The organism is Erythrobacter sp. SCSIO 43205, assembly GCF_019904235.1.
Lineage (GTDB): Bacteria > Pseudomonadota > Alphaproteobacteria > Sphingomonadales > Sphingomonadaceae > Erythrobacter.
The window spans coordinates 2,040,463-2,058,982 of record NZ_CP063202.1 but is presented as its reverse complement, the minus strand read 5'-3'; the positions used below and the strand labels follow the sequence as shown (position 1 = coordinate 2,058,982).

The 18,520-nt window shown below is 56.8% G+C and carries 17 protein-coding genes, 1 tRNA gene and 1 pseudogene; 18 read left to right on the top strand and 1 reads right to left on the bottom strand.

Annotated features, from left to right (window positions below; all coding sequences use genetic code 11):
• Positions 1–95: 95 nt before the first annotated feature.
• The 7 genes from INR77_RS09740 to INR77_RS09710 all read left to right on the top strand — a co-directional run bounded on the left by INR77_RS09740 (position 96) and on the right by INR77_RS09710 (position 5,517).
• Positions 96–764: a 50S ribosomal protein L25/general stress protein Ctc gene (locus INR77_RS09740; RefSeq protein WP_223070876.1), complete on the top strand. Its 669-nt coding sequence runs from the start codon at positions 96–98 to the stop codon at positions 762–764.
• A 217-nt stretch (positions 765–981) separates the two neighbouring features.
• On the top strand, positions 982–1,551 hold the full coding sequence (gene pth / locus INR77_RS09735; RefSeq protein ID WP_223070875.1) for an aminoacyl-tRNA hydrolase: 570 nt from the start codon (positions 982–984) through the stop codon (positions 1,549–1,551).
• 26 nt (positions 1,552–1,577) lie between these two features.
• Positions 1,578–2,183, top strand: a complete 606-nt coding sequence (locus tag INR77_RS09730; RefSeq protein ID WP_223070874.1) for a CPBP family intramembrane glutamic endopeptidase — start codon at positions 1,578–1,580, stop codon at positions 2,181–2,183.
• 56 nt (positions 2,184–2,239) lie between these two features.
• Positions 2,240–3,235, top strand: coding sequence for an SDR family oxidoreductase (locus tag INR77_RS09725; protein ID WP_223070873.1), 996 nt, complete (start codon positions 2,240–2,242; stop codon positions 3,233–3,235).
• Positions 3,235–3,621, top strand: a complete 387-nt coding sequence (locus INR77_RS09720) for a VOC family protein (RefSeq protein ID WP_223070872.1) — start codon at positions 3,235–3,237, stop codon at positions 3,619–3,621. Before INR77_RS09725 ends, INR77_RS09720 begins: the two co-directional genes overlap by 1 nt.
• A 17-nt stretch (positions 3,622–3,638) precedes the next feature.
• Positions 3,639–4,739, top strand: a complete 1,101-nt coding sequence (gene ychF, locus INR77_RS09715; RefSeq protein WP_223070871.1) for a redox-regulated ATPase YchF — start codon at positions 3,639–3,641, stop codon at positions 4,737–4,739.
• A gap of 43 nt (positions 4,740–4,782) precedes the next feature.
• Positions 4,783–5,517, top strand: coding sequence for a glutaredoxin (locus tag INR77_RS09710; RefSeq protein WP_223070870.1), 735 nt, complete (start codon positions 4,783–4,785; stop codon positions 5,515–5,517).
• Positions 5,518–6,019: 502 nt separating this feature from the next.
• Here INR77_RS09710 and mutL read toward each other — a convergent pair.
• Positions 6,020–7,912 carry a DNA mismatch repair endonuclease MutL gene (gene mutL, locus INR77_RS09705; RefSeq protein WP_223070869.1) on the bottom strand — a complete coding sequence of 631 codons (1,893 nt, stop codon included), beginning with the start codon at positions 7,910–7,912 and terminating at the stop codon, positions 6,020–6,022.
• Between the two features lie 190 nt (positions 7,913–8,102).
• Between mutL and INR77_RS09700 the strand changes: the two genes are divergently transcribed.
• The 11 genes and pseudogenes from INR77_RS09700 (at position 8,103) to INR77_RS15905 (ending at position 18,498) form a co-directional block, all read left to right on the top strand.
• Positions 8,103–9,146 (top strand): rod shape-determining protein, encoded by a 1,044-nt coding sequence (locus INR77_RS09700; protein WP_223070868.1) that lies wholly within the window; start codon positions 8,103–8,105, stop codon positions 9,144–9,146.
• A gap of 33 nt (positions 9,147–9,179) precedes the next feature.
• Positions 9,180–10,085 (top strand): rod shape-determining protein MreC, encoded by a 906-nt coding sequence (gene mreC / locus INR77_RS09695; protein WP_223070867.1) that lies wholly within the window; start codon positions 9,180–9,182, stop codon positions 10,083–10,085.
• Positions 10,082–10,642 (top strand): rod shape-determining protein MreD, encoded by a 561-nt coding sequence (locus tag INR77_RS09690; protein ID WP_223070866.1) that lies wholly within the window; start codon positions 10,082–10,084, stop codon positions 10,640–10,642. Before mreC ends, INR77_RS09690 begins: the two co-directional genes overlap by 4 nt.
• Complete coding sequence (mrdA, locus tag INR77_RS09685) at positions 10,639–12,738, top strand: penicillin-binding protein 2 (RefSeq protein WP_255573722.1); 2,100 nt, start codon at positions 10,639–10,641, stop codon at positions 12,736–12,738. The genes INR77_RS09690 and mrdA overlap by 4 nt, the downstream gene beginning before the upstream one ends.
• Complete coding sequence (rodA, locus tag INR77_RS09680; protein ID WP_223070865.1) at positions 12,735–13,859, top strand: rod shape-determining protein RodA; 1,125 nt, start codon at positions 12,735–12,737, stop codon at positions 13,857–13,859. The genes mrdA and rodA overlap by 4 nt, the downstream gene beginning before the upstream one ends.
• A gap of 74 nt (positions 13,860–13,933) precedes the next feature.
• Positions 13,934–14,009, top strand: a tRNA-Lys gene (locus tag INR77_RS09675).
• A gap of 110 nt (positions 14,010–14,119) precedes the next feature.
• Positions 14,120–14,470 (top strand): annotated as a pseudogene (locus INR77_RS16040) (transglycosylase SLT domain-containing protein); the annotation flags it as partial.
• 756 nt (positions 14,471–15,226) lie between these two features.
• Positions 15,227–16,477: a 3,4-dihydroxy-2-butanone-4-phosphate synthase gene (gene ribB / locus INR77_RS15910; protein WP_255574015.1), complete on the top strand. Its 1,251-nt coding sequence runs from the start codon at positions 15,227–15,229 to the stop codon at positions 16,475–16,477.
• A 144-nt stretch (positions 16,478–16,621) separates the two neighbouring features.
• Entirely contained in the window at positions 16,622–17,044 is a 423-nt protein-coding gene (gene ribH / locus INR77_RS09665) for a 6,7-dimethyl-8-ribityllumazine synthase (protein ID WP_223070863.1), read from the top strand.
• A 160-nt stretch (positions 17,045–17,204) separates the two neighbouring features.
• Complete coding sequence (locus INR77_RS09660) at positions 17,205–17,474, top strand: hypothetical protein (RefSeq protein WP_223070862.1); 270 nt, start codon at positions 17,205–17,207, stop codon at positions 17,472–17,474.
• Positions 17,475–17,820: 346 nt separating this feature from the next.
• Positions 17,821–18,498 carry a MarR family winged helix-turn-helix transcriptional regulator gene (locus tag INR77_RS15905; RefSeq protein WP_255573720.1) on the top strand — a complete coding sequence of 226 codons (678 nt, stop codon included), beginning with the start codon at positions 17,821–17,823 and terminating at the stop codon, positions 18,496–18,498.
• The last annotated feature ends 22 nt before the right edge of the window (positions 18,499–18,520 follow it).

Genomic DNA, 18,520 nt, shown 5'->3' with positions numbered 1-18,520 from the left:
CCGCTATGTGCGCCCATCGCTGATGCGTTCTGGTCATCCCTGGAGGCGGGACGCGGGACAGCGTTATCTAAATTTGCATTCGAAAGGCTAATGTTATGAGCGACGCTCTGAATCTGCCCGCCGAACGCCGCGAACGGGCTGGCAAGGGAGCCTCCCGAGCACTTCGCCGCGAAGGTCGGGTCCCCGCTGTTATTTACGGCGGCAAAGAAGAACCTGAAATGATCCATGTTGAGGAAAAGGAACTGGTCCGTCTGTTGATGACCGGTCACTTCATGAACTCGATCGTGCAGGTTGAAGTAGGCGGCCAAACGGTTCGTACCCTTCCAAAAGATGTTGCTCTGCATCCGGTCACCGACCGTCCGACGCACGCTGACTTCTATCGTCTGTCGAAAGATGCCAAGGTCGATGTTTCGATCCCTGTTGTCTTTGTTGACGAGAAGGACGCGCCTGGCCTTACCAAAGGCGGCGTGCTCAACATCGTTCGTCACGAACTTGAACTGGTTTGTGACGCTGACAAGATCCCCGGCGAGATCGAAATCTCGGTCGCTGGCAAGGATGTTGGCGATTCGATCCACATCAGCGATGTAAAACTGCCCGCAGGCTCGGAAAGCGCAATCACCGATCGCGACTTCACCATCGCAACGCTTGTTGCACCTTCGGCTCTCAAACAAGCTGAGGGCGACACCACCGGCGAAGAGGGTGATGAACCAGCAGCTGATGAAGTTGAAGCAACCGAACAGAAAGCTGATCCAGACGCTGAATAATCAGCGCTTCCGCTTTTGAAATCACCAGGACACCGGGCTCTGCGAAGGGCTCGGTGTTTTGTTTTGAATAGGCGCGTTGCATTTGCCCACCCCGCTGCGACTAAACTCGCCTTCGGCTCGTCAAGTCTCGCTCCCCTCCCGCTCGCGGGAGGGGTTGGGGGTGGGCAAGTCTGACCCAACCCGTTGCAGCCCCCTTCTCCCCTGCTAAGGAGAAACAATGCAGATCTGGACAGGCCTTGGAAATCCCGGACCAAAATATGCGCTCCACCGGCATAATGTCGGATTTATGGCGCTGGACGTTATTGCCGATATGCACGGCTTTGGGCCGGTGCAAAAAAAGTTCCAAGGCTGGGTTCAGGAAGGGCGCGTCGGGACGCAAAAGGTGCTTTTGCTCAAACCTGCGACTTTCATGAATGAAAGCGGGCGCGCAGTGGGTGAAGCTATGCGCTTTTATAAGCTCGACCTCGACGCGCTTACCGTTTTTCACGACGAGCTTGATCTTGCGCCTTTCAAGGTGAAGGTCAAGCAAGGCGGCGGCCATGCTGGGCACAATGGACTTCGCTCCATCGACAAGCACTTAGGCTCTGATTTTCGCCGAGTGCGGCTTGGCATTGGTCATCCCGGGCACAAAGACCGCGTCAATTCCTATGTGCTGGGCAATTACGCCAAGGATGAACAGGACGATCTGGCAACTATGCTTGGTGCGGTCGGGGCTGAGGCTGAGTGGCTGGCCAGGGGGGATGATCCCCGGTTTATGAGCGACGTTGCGCTGCGCCAGCAAGGATGAAGCATCCAAGCGAAGACATGGCAACAATGACCACGCGGCAACTGCTCGGCGCGACGTGCTTGCAGGCCGGTGTCTTCACGATTGCCGGGGCGATGATCTGGGTGGGATCGGGCCGCGAAATCCTCGCGTTTGTCACTTTTGACTGGATAGAGGTGGTCTACGGCATTGTCATCGCCGCAGCCATGATTGCCAGCGGTTATCTGCTGTTCGCATTATTCCCGCGCTTTTCCGAACGGATGGTGCGCGAACAGGCCTATAGTCTTGCATTTCTCAAGAACAAGCTAGGCATGGGGCCGGTCATCGTCTTGTCTCTTTGCGCAGGGATATGGGAAGAGGCTTTCTTTCGTGGAGGGCTGCTCACACTTGCAAGTGACCATCTGCCAGTCTGGCTTGCGGTCATTATCACCTCGGTATTGTTTGCTCTAATCCATCTGGCGCGCCTGAAAATCGCGATCATCATCGCCCTTATTGGCGGCGTTTTTGCAGTTCTTTACCTTGCATTGGAGAGCCTTCTTGCCGTGATGATCGGCCATGCGCTGTATGATATATGGGCCTTGTGGCGGGTGCAAAATGAAATGCACCGACTGGGCGTATTCGATTGCACCCAGAGCGATATCGACGGGACGCCTTAGCTGTTATAGGATCGTGCCCAATTCTGCAGCAAAACGCATAATCGGAGACGGACATCATGCCACAGTTAAACAGACGCAATCTTCTTGCTGGTGCTGCTGCAACCGGGGTTCTGGCTGCGAGCGTTTCAGTGAGGGCAAGCGATCTTGTTGCAAGTGACGTTGACCTGACTGGCAAATCGATCCTCATCACAGGCTGCTCAAGCGGTTTTGGCCGCCTCGCGGCAGAGGATTTCGCTCGCAAAGGGGCAAAAGTTTTTGCCACCATGCGCAACCTCCCCCGCCCCGAAGCCGATGAACTTATGGCTCTTGCTGCTGAAGAGGAGCTCGATCTGCACGTCATCGAAATTGACGTTCTGTCCGATGAAATGGTTGTCCAAGGCGTTGCCAGGGCTGAAGAGATCAATGGTGGCGGGATTGATATTCTCGTCAACAACGCCGGGATCGGCCTGTCGTCTCCTGTTGAGGTTCAGGACATGGCAGCAACGCAGTTGATCTTCGATACCAACGTGTTTGGTTGTCACCGTATGGCGCGCGCGGTTCTGCCGGGAATGCGGACCAAGGGATCGGGCCAAATTTTCCAGATTTCCTCCCAATTGGGCCGCGTAATCGTTCCCAATGCCGGGCATTATTCCGCAACCAAATTTGCGCTTGAGGCGATGAGCGAACAGCTCGCTTATGAACTGGTCCCGCATAATATTGATGTGACGATTATCGAACCGGGCGGTTATCCGACAAAGGTTTGGGTCAATCGCAATATCCTGACCCGCGAATTGAAGGCGCGCGCTGACGAGGTCCACACAAGCGGCTATCCCCAAGCTGTTGCTCGCATGGGTGAAGAAGATGGCTCTGGCCGCACCGCCGATCCGATGGATGTCCCCAATGCAATGGCTCAAATTATCGCCATGCCGCCCGGAACCCGTCCACTGCGCCGCGAAGTGCATCCCGGCGCCAAACCGCAAATCGCCATCAACAAAGTCAGCGCCGAGGTTCAGGTCGGATGGCTTGGCCAGAGCGGATATGGCCCATGGATCAAGGCAGTGCATAACGTTTGATGCGACTTAATCAGGTCACCGTGGGCTGCACTGATTACGCTGCATCGGTTGATTTTTATCGCAAGCTGGGCCTGACCCTCATTGTCGATGCACCGCCGCGCTATGCCCGGTTTGAAACGCCGCACGGTGAAACCTTCTCTCTCCATGAGGTGGACGCGGTTTTGGCCCCCACTACGGTCGTCTATTTCGAGATTGAAGGGCTTGACGAAACGGTGGCAGCGCTCAAAGGGGCGGGTCTGACTTTCATATCTGATCCTGTCGATCAAAGCTGGGGCTGGCGCGAGGCGCGTTTGGCAGATCCAGCTGGAAACGAAATTTGCCTGTTCTGGGGCGGTAGAAATCGCCGCTTCCCCCCTTGGCGAGTGGAGACATCTGACGGGACGTAACGCTTAGGATTATTGCGATGGGTTTCAAATGCGGGATCGTGGGTCTTCCCAATGTGGGCAAGTCCACCCTGTTCAACGCTCTTACCGAGACACAGGCTGCGCAGGCGGCGAACTATCCGTTCTGCACCATCGAACCCAATGTGGGTCAGGTCGCCGTGCCGGATGAGCGTCTCGACAAGATCGCGGCAATCGCTGGGTCGGCCAAGATAATCGCGACACAGCTTTCCTTCGTGGACATCGCCGGCCTTGTGAAAGGCGCGGCGCAAGGTGAGGGTCTGGGCAACCAGTTCCTCGGCAACATTCGCGAGGTCGATGCGATTGTGCACGTCCTGCGTTGTTTCGAAGACGACGATATTCAGCACGTTTCCAACAAGGTTGACCCCATTGCCGACGCTGAAGTGGTCGAAACCGAGCTTATGCTCGCTGACCTTGAAAGCCTTGAAAAGCGCGTTGCCAACGCTGCGAAACGCGCGACCGCTGGCGATAAAGAAGCGAAGATCATGGCCTCTGTGCTGGGTCAGGCATTGGAGCTTTTGAAAGACGGCAAGCCTGCGCGGCTTGTCGAACCCAATGACGAAGAAGAAGCGCGCGTTTTCAAGCAAGCGCAGCTGCTGACCGCAAAGCCCGTGCTCTATGTCTGCAATGTCGCCGAAGATGAGGCAGCGCAAGGCAATGAGCTATCCGCCAAGGTCTTTGCCAAAGCGGAAAGCGAAGGGGCGCAGGCAGTGGTGGTGTCGGCTGCGATTGAGGCTGAACTTGTCGCCATGCCCGCCGAAGACCGCGCCGAATATCTCGCCGAACTGGGCCTTGAGGAAAGCGGCCTCGCCCGCGTTATCCGCGCTGGCTACACACTGCTCGGCCTCAAAACCTTCTTTACCGCAGGGCCTAAGGAAGCGCGCGCATGGACCTTTCCCGATGGCGCAAAGGCTCCCCAAGCCGCTGGCGAAATCCACACCGATTTTGAAAAAGGCTTCATTCGCGCAGAAACGATTGCCTATGAGGACTTCGTCGCGCTGAACGGCGAAGCAGGCGCGAAAGAAGCGGGTAAAATGCGTCAGGAAGGCAAGGAATATGTCGTTCAAGACGGCGACATCATGATGTTCAAGTTCAACGTGTAATCCCGTTTTCGGAACTCTCGGCCCCAAGAACCATTCCTAAGGTATGGCAAAGACGGCAAAACTCTACCGCATGGTGATGGACAAACACGTTTGTCCCTATGGCACGAAATCCAAATATCTTCTCGAACGGCGCGGGTTTTCGGTTGAGGATCACCACCTCACGACCCGCGAAGAAACCGACGCCTTCAAGGACAAACACGGCGTCGAGACGACGCCGCAGACCTTTATCGAGGATGAGCGGATCGGCGGATACGATGCCCTGCGCGAACATTTCGGCATTGGGAGAGATACGAGCGGCAAAAGCTATCGTCCGGTTTTGGCGGTGTTTGCAGTGGGCCTTGCCCTTGCCGTCTCGCTTTCTCTTGCGTTGCTGGACGGATTGAGTGTGCGCACGGTCGAATGGTTTGTTGCATTTTCCATGGCCATGCTTGCGATGCTCAAGCTTCAAGATGTCGAGCAATTCTCAACCATGTTCGTGGGCTATGACCTGCTAGGCCAGAGGTTTGTACCCTATGCCTACGCCTATCCCTATCTTGAAGCATTGGCGGCAATCCTGATGGCAGGACGCCTGCTCCCCTGGATTTCAATTCCGGTTGCCTTCACCATCGGCACGATCGGAGCAGCCAGCGTTTTCTACGCAGTCTATATCCAGAAACGCGATATCAAATGCGCCTGCGTCGGTGGCAGCGGGGATGTGCCACTGGGCTTTATCTCACTGTCAGAAAACCTTGCGATGATGGGAATGGCGATTTGGATGCTCTGGCGGGCTTTTGGATAGAAGCGGGATTAGCCGTCTGCGCCGCATCTGATCTGTGCAGGTATATCATAAACCACTCGACGGTGCTCATCGCGCACAGTCATCCTTCCGGTAAAGGCCGACCATTCCGGCTGCCAGGGCCTCTTGCTTTCCCGATCGATGACCAACTCCACCCGATACGCTTTCCCGTCGAACCGATCCGAGATTCCGTAAGGTAGCGGTTGGGCGGACGGGACAGGGCTCAATTCAATAAGCTCCCCCTCAATCTGCATCACACTGACATCTGGTGACGCAAGGAAGAAAACTTCGTCAACCGCGTCACTCGATACGAGGCAGTTGAACGGCGCGACATTCTGCAGTTCAGCAAGTCGGATTGGTTGCGGCTCTATTGGTTGCCCCGCCCCCCTCGCCACCTCATTCATTGCATCGTAGTCAGCTGGAGCGCCGCCTTTTTCTGCGTGGGAGGCCGGCGTGCCCTCACACGCGACGAGGCAAAACGGTAAGAGGAGAACAAACGAGCGCATCAATGCCGCCCAAAGAGCTTTTCAACATCTTGCATATCCAGCTTCACCCAAGTCGGCCGTCCGTGGTTGCACTGGCCTGAGCGCGGGGTCGCTTCCATTTCGCGCAGGAGGGCGTTCATCTCGGCAACCGACAACACCCGCCCTGCCCTGACCGATCCATGGCACGCCATCGTCGCGAGAACATATTCGAGGCGTTCAGCCAAAAGCAGCGAGCCGCTGTCTTCCTGTTTTCCGTGCTTGGCGATGTCATCGGCTAGATCGCGCAGGAGTTTACCCGTGTCGGCCTTGGCAATTACAGAAGGGACCGCTCGCACCAGCATGGCGGCCGGGCCAAAACGCTCGACGCTAAGGCCATAGCGCGCCAAACCTCCTGCAGCGTCTTCGAGACGGTCGCAGTCAGCCTCGTCCAATTCTACCACATCCGGCACCAGTAAGGCCTGGCTACGCTTTGTCCCTTCATCAGCGCCTGCGCGCTTAAGGCGTTCGAGGACGAGGCGTTCGTGCGCTGCGTGTTGGTCGACGAGGATAAGGCCGTCTTTGCTTTCGGCGATGATATAGGTGTTGGCCACTTGTCCGCGCGCAATGCCCAGCGGGTAGTCATCCGCATTTTCCGGGAGTGGTTCTGCCGCTTCGGCGCGTCCTTGCGGAAGGGCGCTATCCAGCTGCGCTGGAGCGTATGGTCTTGTGAAATCGGGCCGCGTTTCGGCAACTCGCGTGGCAGGCGCAGACCAATCGCGGCTTTCGAACATGGACCGCAGCTCAGGCGCAGGTTCCTGATGCGGCTCGCCTAGATGAGGATTGGTCAAATGCGCATTAGGACGCACGGGCTCTGCCACCCAACGCTCCATCGCGCCGCGATCCGGCCCTTGCGCAGATCGCCTGTCACCAGTGCCAAGCGCTTGGCGCAGACCAGAGACGATAAAACCGCGCACGCCCGCGCTGTCTCTGAAACGCACCTCGGTTTTGGCCGGGTGAACATTCACATCAACTTCTTGCGGGGGAATTTCGAGGAACAGCGCGAGCACAGCGTGGCGATCACGCGCGAGCATATCGGAATAAGCACCGCGCACCGCACCGGTCAAAAGCTTATCCTTCACCGGCCGCCCGTTGACGAAAAGATATTGATGGTCGGCCACACCCCGGTTGTAGGTTGGTAGCCCAGCAAGCCCGGTCAGCCGCATTGGGCCATTCGCAGTCTCGCGAGTCAGATCGATCTCGACCGCATTATCTTTAAGCTCACGCGCGACAATTTGTGAAACACGCGTGGCAAGTGCCTCTTCCCCTTGGGTTTTAAGTCCCTTTCGGACCTTTCCATCCACCGTATTTGTAAGGCTGAACGCGATGTCTGGCCGCGCCATCGCAAGGCGGCGAACGGTGTCGAGTGCGGCGATATACTCACTACGCGGTGTGCGCAGGAATTTGCGGCGCGCCGGGATATGGGCAAATATCTGTTCAACCCGAACTCTGGTACCAAAGGGAAGCGCGGCAGGCCCCTCCTCAATCAGCTCGCCATGGTCCACCACACGTCGCCAGCCAGTATCAGTTCCCCGCACGCGGCTTTCCATGGTGAGGCGCGCGACGCTGGCAATCGATGGGAGTGCCTCCCCGCGAAAACCCAAAGTCGCTACCATTTCAATTGCTTCATCGGGAAGTTTTGATGTGGCATGACGTTCAAGCGCGAGAGCCATATCATCGCTGCTCATCCCGCAGCCATCATCGGTGACCTCCAAGCGGGTGAGCCCGCCATCCACCAAAGCGACATCGATTCGCGAAGATCCAGCGTCGATGGCGTTTTCAACCAGCTCCTTGAGCGCAGCGGCAGGCCTTTCAACCACTTCGCCAGCGGCAATTCGGTTGACTAGCGTCTCTGGAAGGCGTCGAATTTGGGCCATTGGTCGCAACCTAGCGCCGACAGGCCGTAAATTCGAGGGTTACGGGGGAAAATCCCCTCCACTCTCAACAAAAAATTTTCCATTTTTGCGCTGCTTTCGCTAACCGGAAAATTCACGGTCATGTCAACACGGCATACGGGACTGCCCGAATGCGGGTCAGCACTCATGGGATACCACGGAAAAACACACAATGAGCTTCTTTGCCAACCTCTTTAAATTCGGATCGCAAAACATGGCGATCGACCTTGGGACCGCTAACACTCTGGTCTATGTTCAGGACGAGGGGATCATCCTGAACGAACCATCCGTCGTCGCGATTGAGACGATCAACGGCCACAAGCGCGTCAAAGCTGTGGGCGATGATGCAAAGATGATGATGGGCAAGACGCCCGATACGATTGAGGCGATCCGCCCGCTTCGAGATGGCGTGATCGCAGACATCGAAGTCGCCGAGGAAATGATCAAGCACTTCATCCGTAAGGTGCATGGGAAGCGCAATCTGTTCCGCTATCCTGAAATCGTGATCTGTGTGCCTTCAGGCTCCACCTCAGTCGAAAAGCGCGCGATCCGTGATGCGGCATCGAATGCGGGCGCTTCGGAAGTGCACCTCATCCTTGAGCCCATGGCAGCCGCGATTGGCGCGGATATGCCTGTGACTGAGCCTGTGGGTTCCATGGTGGTTGATATTGGTGGTGGGACGACTGAGGTTGCGGTCCTGTCGCTTCGCGGCCTTGCCTACACAACGTCGGTGCGTACCGGCGGTGACAAGATGGACGAAGCCATCGTCTCTTACGTTCGACGACACCACAATCTGCTCATCGGTGACAGCACGGCTGAGCGCATCAAAAAGGATTACGGCATCGCTGTCGTGCCCGAAGATGGCGCTGGCGAAAGCATCACCTTGAAAGGCCGCGACCTTGTGAATGGCGTGCCGAAAGAGATCACAATCAACCAGGCGCACGTTGCAGAGGCGCTATCTGAGCCAATTGGCGCCATCGTCGAAGGTGTGCGCATCGCGCTGGAAAACACCGCGCCAGAACTAGCCGCTGACATCGTGGATCAGGGCATAGTTCTGACTGGCGGCGGCGCGCTGATCCGCCGTCTGGATGAACATCTTCGCGAGGAGACGGGCCTGCCTGTGTCCATCGCCGAAGACCCCCTCACCTGCGTTGCCATTGGCACGGGCCGTGCGATGGAAGACCCCATTTACCGCGGCGTTCTGCTGACCGCGTAAGGAAACAATTGAAGCAAGGGACAAGCTAAGGCCATGGCGTCGCCCAAATCGCGTCGATCGGGCTTTTCGAAAAAGCAGCAGTATTCGGTCTTTACCGGGTATCTGTTGGCGACGCTTGGTGCCTTGCTCGGCCTTGCTCTTCTCGTTGTTTCTCTGGCCTACCCCTCGCTTCTTCAGCCTTTGCGTGGCGGTGCTACCACCATCGTCAGCCCGGCAAGCGAAGTCACAGCGGCTGCTCGCACAGAACGGCAGGGCATTTGGGAGACGCTCACTGGTTTCTGGCGAGCGGGCACTCAGAACGCACGGCTGCGCGAAGAGATCGAGGTTAGCCGCATTCGCTTGGCTGAGGCTCAGGCCATTGAGGCGGAGAACAAGCGGCTCAAAGCCCTGCTTGGCCTTTATGCAGGAGAGAACGCCCCGATTGCGACAACCCGCCTCGTTGCATCAAGCGCCTCTTCGGTGCGCCGCTTTGCTTATATCGGGGTTGGCAGCAGTGACGGGGTCGAGATTGGAATGCCAGTCCATTCCGAGCGCGGCGTGATTGGGCGCGTGCTTGAAACCTCCCTTGGCTCCTCGCGTATTCTACTCCTCACCGATACCGAAAGCGTCCTGCCCGTTCGGCGGGCATCGGACCAAACGGTAGCCTTTGCCGAAGGGCGCGGTGATGGCCTGTTGCGTATCCGCCTCATAAATCTGGGCCTCAACCCATTGGAAGTCGGTGATGTTTTTGTAACAAGTGGTGCTGGCGGCTACTATCGCCCCGGTGTCGCGGTCGCGGTCTTGTCGGAACTCACTCCGGATGGCGGTATCGCGCAGCTGATCGCAGAACCATCGGCCACCAATTATGTCAGCGTCGAACCGATTTACGAGCCGCTTGCCGTGCAGGCATCAGGCGTGCGCGAGCGCGACGAACTGACCCAAGAGGAACTTCAAGATTGATTGAGCGCATTGACCCTCCGATGCGCCGCCGCGCTTATGGCGGTGAAAAAATCAACCGGGTGCAAGACCCGTGGCGCACTCATTCGGTTCACTACATAACCATCTGTCTTGGATCGATATTTCCGTTTTTCATCATGGCCGATGTGATGCCTGTGGTGCCCCCGCTCGGCTTTATGCTGTTTCTGGGCTGGCGGCTGATACGCCCTGGACTAATGCCCTTGTGGGCAGGTGTGCCGCTTGGAGCATTCGATGACCTTTTCAGCGGCCAACCGTTCGGGAGCGCGATATTCCTATGGTCCCTGACCATGATTGCCCTTGAAGTGATCGAAACCCGCTTCCCATGGCGCGGCTTTTGGCTGGATTGGTTCACCGCAGGTCTTGGAATAGTCCTGTATATCACCGCCGCAATGGTGGTATCTGGTGCAAGCATATCGGTGCATTTGGTGGCAGTGATCGGGCCGCAGATCCTGATCTCGATCCTGCTCTACCCCATCCTTGCTCGGGCGATTGGTCGCGCTGATCGTTTCCGTTTGTCGCGGGCGCGGAGGATCGGGTGAAGCGGTTTTTCAAATTGCGCAATGGCACGAGGCGTGCACGCCAGGTCGTGAACGCCTCAACGGTGCGCAACACCTTCAATCGCCGGGTCGCAGTTATTGGTGGCATTCAGGCCTCCGTGGCTCTGCTGCTGGCCGGACGAATGGGCTATCTTTCCATCGCCGAAAATGAAAAATATCGTCTTGAATCAGAAAGTAACCGGGTAAACCTGACCCTTATTCCCCCACGCAGAGGTTGGATATTGGATCGCAATGGCGCCCCTCTTGCATCCAACAGGGCCGATTTTCGTGTCGATGTGATCCCCGATCGGCTTGCTGATCCTGAAAAGACGATCGAGCAAATCGGCGAGGTTTTGGAGCTTGAGCCTGACCGCATCACTGACCTCAAAACCAAGGTTACTGGGACACGCGGATTTGCTCCTGTCGAAGTTGCCAGCGGCCTTGAATATGATCAGTTCGCAGCGCTCAGCGTGCGCCTTCCCGATATGCAAGGCGTTGTGCCCCAGCGAGGCTTTTCCCGCTTTTACCCCACCGCCTCCACGGTCGGTCATTTGATCGGCTACGTCGGCCCTGCCAATGCGGAAGAATATGAGCAGGATCGCGATCCGATCCTCATTACACCGGGTCATAAGATCGGTAAGGATGGTCTTGAAAAACAATTCGAACAACGCCTTCGAGGAACTCCGGGCGCGCGCCGGGTAGAGGTGACCGCAGGGGGGCGGATTGTCCGCGATCTGGAGACGCGTGAGGATATTCAGGGCGACGCGGTTCGCCTGACAATTGACGGTCCCTTGCAGGATTATGCCGCGCGGCGCATTGGCCTTGAAAGCGGATCGGTGGTGGTCATGGACTGCCTGACAGGCGACCTTTTGTGCATGGCCTCCATGCCCAGCTTTGACCCTAACAGCTTTTCCGCCGGCATTGGCTCGGTCGAATATTCGATGTTGCGCGAGGACCAGCGCGTGCCGCTTCGCAACAAGGTCTTGAAGGGGCTTTATCCCCCTGGATCAACAGTTAAGCCCATGCACTGCCTCGCGTTTCTACAAGCGGGCGTGTCACCCGACGAAACGATTGTATGCGGCGGCGGCCGGCGCATCGGAAGCCGGTTCTTCAATTGCCACTCCAATCACGGCGTGGTCAATATGGACAAGGCGATCGCGCAAAGCTGCGACAGCTATTTCTATCATTTTGCTCAAAAAGTCGGGTTCGACAATGTCGCTGCGCTCGCGAAAAAACTTGGCATGGGGCAGGAATTCGACCTCCCTGTGACCAGCCAGTTTTATGGCACGGTTCCCACATCTGATTGGAAACTCAACAAGTTCGGGCGCGAATGGGAAACGTTTGACACGGTCAACGCGTCGATCGGACAAGGTTATTATCTCGCAAGTCCCCTGCAGCTTGCGGTAATGAGTGCGCGGCTTGCCACGGGCAGACGCCTTGAACCGCGCCTTTTGCTTGATGACAGTCCTGTCAATCCTGACAGCTACGGCTTTAACCCTGAGCATCTTGCCCATGTGCGGCAGGGAATGAGCAATGTCGTCAATGGCGCTGGCACCGCGCGGCGCGCTCGATTGCCGCTCGACGATGTCACCATTTCGGGTAAAACCGGGACCGCGCAAGTCGTCTCACTCAGCATTTCCGACGGGCGCAGTGGCCCTTGGAAGTACCGTGACCATGGGCTTTTCACATTCTTTGCGCCCTTCGACAATCCACGTTACGCAGGCGCGGTCGTGATTGAGCATGGCGGAGGTTCCGGCGCCGCCTATCCGATTGCGCGCGATGTCGTGACGTTCCTGTTCGACCCTGCAAAAGGGATTGAGGCGCTGAAATCGCTTGAAAAACAATGGGGCGGCACAGCGCAGGAACGGCTTGAAAAACGCTACGCTGCCTATGCCGCAGAGCGCGGTGCGACGGTTACACCCCCTCCCCGGCGCGACGAAGACATCTTCGACAGGGTCGAGGCAGAAGCACGGCTCGAAGCAGAACAGACGCAGGAAATCGGCGGCGAATTCATAGTGCCGCGCGAGAACCAGACTGCATCCGGTTCGCCTCCGCCTGACGCCCTCACCCCAGCCACAGCGTCGGAGACACAGCGATGAGCGCGAATTCCGGCATCATCCCTGACCCCATCGCGCGCCAGCCGTGGGGGATGCTGATCCCTCTATTCCTGCTGGTCGCCTTCGGGGCGGCGGTGCTGTATTCGGCAGCAGGGGGGCGCATGGATCCCTTTGCCTCTTCGCATCTGATCCGTTTCAGCGTTTTCCTGGTCATGGCCTCGATCATTGCATCTTTGCCCCGCCCCTTTGTACGATTTATGACGTACCCTGCCTATGTTGTTGTTCTTGTGCTCCTTATCGGGGTGGAGGTCATCGGCAATGTGCGCGGGGGAAGTCAGCGTTGGCTCGACCTGGGGTTCATGGTGCTTCAGCCCTCTGAGCTGATGAAGCCGGTAATCGTGATGGTGCTCGCGCAGTTTTACGCGAGCCTGCCGCTGAGTATGCTGACGGGTTGGCGCGCACTGATTGTTCCGGGCGCTTTGATTGCGGTGCCGGTTGCCTTTGTGTTGCTTCAACCGGACCTTGGCACCTCCCTTGCCATCGCGTTTGGTGGGGCGGTGGTGATGTTGTTAGCGGGCCTTCCAATAAAATGGTTCATTGGCGGCGGGGTGGCAGCAGTTGCGGCAGCTCCGCTCCTCTTCTTCTTCGCCCTGCAAGATTATCAACAACGCCGGGTGATGACGATGTTCAATCCTGAGGCGGACGCTTTGGGGGCCGGTTACCACATCAATCAATCCAAAATTGCAATTGGTTCTGGGGGTATCTTCGGAAAAGGCTTTAACAACGGATCGCAAAGCCATCTCGAATATCTGCCCGAGCCCCAGACCGATTTCGTCTTTGCCACAATGGCAGAGGAATGGGGCCTTGTCGGCGGTTTGTTCGTCCTCGGTATCTTCACCATCATCTTGAGCTGGGGCCTTAAGGTTGCGCGGGATTCCCGCGACCGTTTTGCCAGCCTGGTGGCCGCTGGCATGGTGGCAACGATTTTTTTCTACGTCGCGGTCAATCTGATGATGGTGATGGGTTTGGCGCCGGTTGTGGGCATTCCGCTCCCGTTTATGAGCCATGGTGGATCGTCGATGATGACCAATATGATCTGCATTGGCGCGTTGATGATGGTCAATCGTTGGAACCGTGAGGCACCGCGCACAGGACTTTCTTGATGAATTGGGAAATTTCCCTCTTTAAATCCGGGAAAGCCTCACCAATTCAAGGGTCCGCCAAACCCACGCGGCATGGACGCATAGCTCAGTTGGTAGAGCAGCTGACTCTTAATCAGCGGGTCCTTGGTTCGAACCCAAGTGCGTCCACCATTTCCCCGCCCTCATAGTAAGCCCCGACGGCGGACAAAAGAGCGCGTTTGCGGAAAATTCACTATCTTCAAACAGCCTGCCTTTAACCCGGGCATGGTTATCGCTCGGCAATGGTTCGGGGCGTTGCTATTTTCAGGATTCTTTTATGCGCATGGCTGCTTAGCCTGACGCTGCCTGCGACCGCGCAAGAATACCATCGCTTTGCCCCCGATCGTGCCTCCTATGAAAAGCTCGGTGGCCCGCTGAATTTGAAAGGCATTCCAGCCGTTTACAAGCCAGGTGACTCTTCCAGACCGGCAAGGCCAGGAGCACGCCAGCACGTCATGGATGCGATCCGGGCCGCAGCGCGAGAAACCGGGGTCGATTACAATTACCTTCTTGCAAAAGCCCATTTGGAATCGGGGCTAAACCCCAAGGCGAAGGCCCGCACATCAAGCGCTGCGGGCCTTTATCAGTTTATCGAAAGCACATGGCTTGCCAATCTCAGCCGCTATGAAGGGCAGATTCGAGCGTCTGATGCAGGCGATGTGGGCACAATCGCTGCAACAACCGCGTCGCGCGGTGAAAGGCTTATGCTGCGACACGATGCGCGGCTTGCCTCTTTTGTAGCGGCCATCGATGCCAAAGAGCACGGCAAGCAGCTTGAGAAGATCTTGGGCAGGCCCGCCAATGCGACACAGCTTTACATGGCGCACTTCCTTGGTCCGCGCGGCGCTGCGCGCTTCATGAAGGGCTGGATGCGCAACCCAAATGCGGCCGCCGCGCAATTCTTTCCCAAAGCAGCCCGGGCCAATCGCACCATATTCTATACAGGTTCAGGCCGCGCGCGGAGCCTTGAAGATGTATTGGGCTATTTCGACCGCAAAATCACACAGGCCCTGGAGGTGCTAGGTTCTGAGCGAATGAGTAGTGTTCATGACATCAATGCGTTTGGCGAGATGCTTCGGAGCATCACTGACAATCGCTGGGCGGTGCAGACTTCTTCGAGCCCGTTGGCTGACCAGGAACAGTTTTCAAAAGTCATTCAAATACAGTGGCCTGAAAGTGGATCTTCACTTCCTTTCGCGGAGCACATAGTGGCTCAAGCCCAGCCGGTGCCTGAGGTGCAAAGCAATGCCTTTGCCGGCGTGGGCAGAACCGTCAGATCGGCCAAAGGTAAAGGCACAGCTCTCCAACAGCCCCCTTGCAATCACATTGAAATGTGTTATTTGGCCGCCATGAGCACATCGACAATCACAAAGGTCCGCGAGCTGATCGAAGCCGGAGCCTATACAAAAGCCGGGATTGCGCGCGCAGCCGGCCTTCATGCAAACACTCTTCGCGATGCAAGTGAGCCGGATTGGAACCCGACCGCCGATACCCTCGCCAAGTTGCAGAAGTTTCTCGACGCCAATGACGACCGCCCTGTGCTCGTGGGCGCAGAGGAAATCATTGATGAGGCGCGCAATGGGCGGATGTATATTCTCGTCGATGATGAAGACCGCGAGAACGAAGGTGATCTGATTATCCCTGCGCAAATGGCAACGCCTGCGGCGGTCAATTTCATGGCGACCCACGGGCGCGGGTTAATCTGTCTGGCTCTCGACAAGGCGCGCGTCGATGCGCTCGGCCTTGACCCGATGAGCCGCAACAACCGTGAAAGTATGCAAACCGCCTTCACCGTCTCCATCGAGGCGAAAGAGGGCGTGACGACGGGCATTTCCGCCGCTGACCGTGCGCGCACGATTGCGGTTGCGATTGATGCGAATAAAGGGCCCGATGACATCGTGACACCGGGCCATGTGTTCCCACTCGTTGCGCGCGAAGGCGGCACTCTCGTGCGTGCCGGACACACTGAGGCAGCGGTCGATATCTCACGTCTGGCCGGCCTCAACCCATCGGGTGTGATCTGCGAGATCATGAACGAAGACGGCAGCATGGCGCGGCTTGACGATTTGATCGAATTTGCGCGCAAGCATGATATGAAAATCGGTACGATCCGTGATCTTATCGCTTACAGGATGCGCAACGATCATCTGGTTGAACGCATCGGCGAAAGCTCGTTTGAAAGCGATTATGGCGGCCAATGGCGCATGATCACCTATCGCAACACGGTTTCAGATAATGAGGCTTACGTTCTGCAAAAGGGGCATATCAGCCCGGATGAGCCCACCCTCGCCCGCGTCCATCCGATTTCGGTGTTCGATGACGTTTTGGGCGCGCCGGGTCCGCGCAAACGGACGTTGCAGCGCGCCATGAGCGCGATTGGTGAGAAGGGTGCAGGGGTTATTGTCATCCTCACTCAGCGCGTTGGCACCAGCGGGAAATGGACCGCTGATGAAGAACATCGCAACATCGGTATCGGTTCGCAAATTCTGGCCGATCTTGGTGTTCATGAGATGGTCCTGCTGTCCAATTCGCGTCCAGATCTTGTGGCGCTGGAAGGTTTCGGCATCACATTGACCGGGCATCAGGAAATTCCTGAGTAATTCGCTCTTGCCAATCGTGTGAGAACGCTTGCCTTGGCACCGCGTCTATGACCATAGCCATCCGCGGAATGACACATTTTGCTCAAACCCTGGGCAAACCGCACTCCCCTAACTTTATCTTTCGCCCAAGACAGGAGCCCGACCATGGCCAAAGTACTCATCGTCGAAGCGCGTTTCTATGAAGCGTTCAACGATATGCTGATTGAAGGCGCACGCTCAGTGGTAACATCTGCGGGGCACGAGGCTGAGGTGCTCACCGTTCCCGGCGCGCTTGAAATTCCCGGAGCGATTGCTCTTGCAGCAGAGACGGGCGAATATGATGCATTTGTCGCGATCGGCGTCGTCATCCGGGGTGAAACCTATCACTTCGAAATTGTCGCTGGCGAAAGCGCACGCGCCATCATGGCTCTGACCATGGACGGGATTGCGATTGGCAATGGTATTCTGACCGTCGAAAATGAGGCTCAGGCGCTGGTGCGCGCAGATCCAACGCAGAAGGACAAAGGCGGGGAAGCGGCAAAAGCGGCATTGGCATTGCTTGATCTCGCTCAGCGATTCGAAGCGTAAACGAGAACCTAAGAGCAAAACACACAAAGCGGCTCTACCTCTCTGAACTTAAATCATTTGTTACGAGTGCACGCGCAGTTGGCGCGTCGCGGCCCCATATTCGGAACTAAGGGGTATTACGTATATCGGCATTCAGGATTATCGCTTAGGCAGCCTGTGCGTGTCCCGTGGCCTCGGGGCACTGGTGCACACACTCAGGAGCCCGGACCTTTCGATGATCCGTATGACGACAAAAGAGGTCCACGACCTCAAGCAATCCAAGCTCGCACTTGAAGATATTCTGGTTACGCTGGATCGCGCGGGGGCAGGCATAGCCGCCATCCACGTCAATGCCGCAATAGAACAGCTGAAGAAAAACCTTTCCTCTGTCCGTCTTGATCCCACAATCATTAGCGCAGAGCATTTGTTCGTACCAGAGCAAAACCAATAATAGATCGATAATGGTGGAAAACCAATTTCTTGCCGAGAGTATTACTCCATTATGAAGAGTAAACTACGGGTTCTTGCGTAATGTAACGCTTGGTAAATGTGCCTACCACTTTGGAAAGGGGCAGGCGATCCATTGAAACAAGCTAACCCGGCTTGGCGCTCGCCCCTTCTTACAGGGGCGCAGGTAATGTTTCGCATTTTCACACCGTTTTTTCATCTGAAACGCATTCGATCAGTGAACTGCACTTTCGTGCAACCACGATGACCCCCGCCTTTATGACCCCCTGCATGAAGCCATTTTTGGCTCTGATCCCTATCCACCCCGCTAAAGATCGAAGGGTCTGCCTATGAACGACTTCAAAAAAGAGCCGATGCTCAACGAAATTGTTCAATCGCACTCGTGGCGATCGCTCGGTTCGGAAACCGACTTGAGTGCACTTGCCGAGCATTTGAGTGTTATCGCTGACGCTCTGCGCAAATCGAGCGGTGATGCGCGGTCTGGGGAGACATTGCGGGGAGAGACTGTGCGCAGCGAGGGTGCGCGCGGTGAAAATGCTCGAAGTGGCTCTCCGGCGACCATTGACGGGACCAAAAACCGGGCCGATGACCTTCCAAGCGGCACGTCTTCTCGCGAGCGAGGAACGAGCCCGGCGGAAATTGTCCATACTGACATCAAGATGCAGCGCCAAATCTATGGCGAAATGGCACGCGAAGCCTATGTTTTGCGTCGCCGCCGCACTGCCATCTTCGACAATGACGAACTTTTTGGTGAGCCTGCGTGGGACATTTTGCTCGACCTTTACATCGCGAGTGTGGAGAACAAATCAGTTTCGGTGTCGAGCGCTTGCATCGGTTCCGCAGCGCCCCCGACCACGGGCCTGCGCTGGCTTGGGGTTCTGTCCGAGCAGGGGTTGATCGCGCGCGAACACGACCCAGAGGATCAACGCCGCGTGCTGGTGCGCCTTACTGAAAAAGGCCTCACCGCGATGGATCGGTATTTTGCCAGCCTCGGGCTCAACCCCTGACGATCTCGGCTGGCATCGCCCG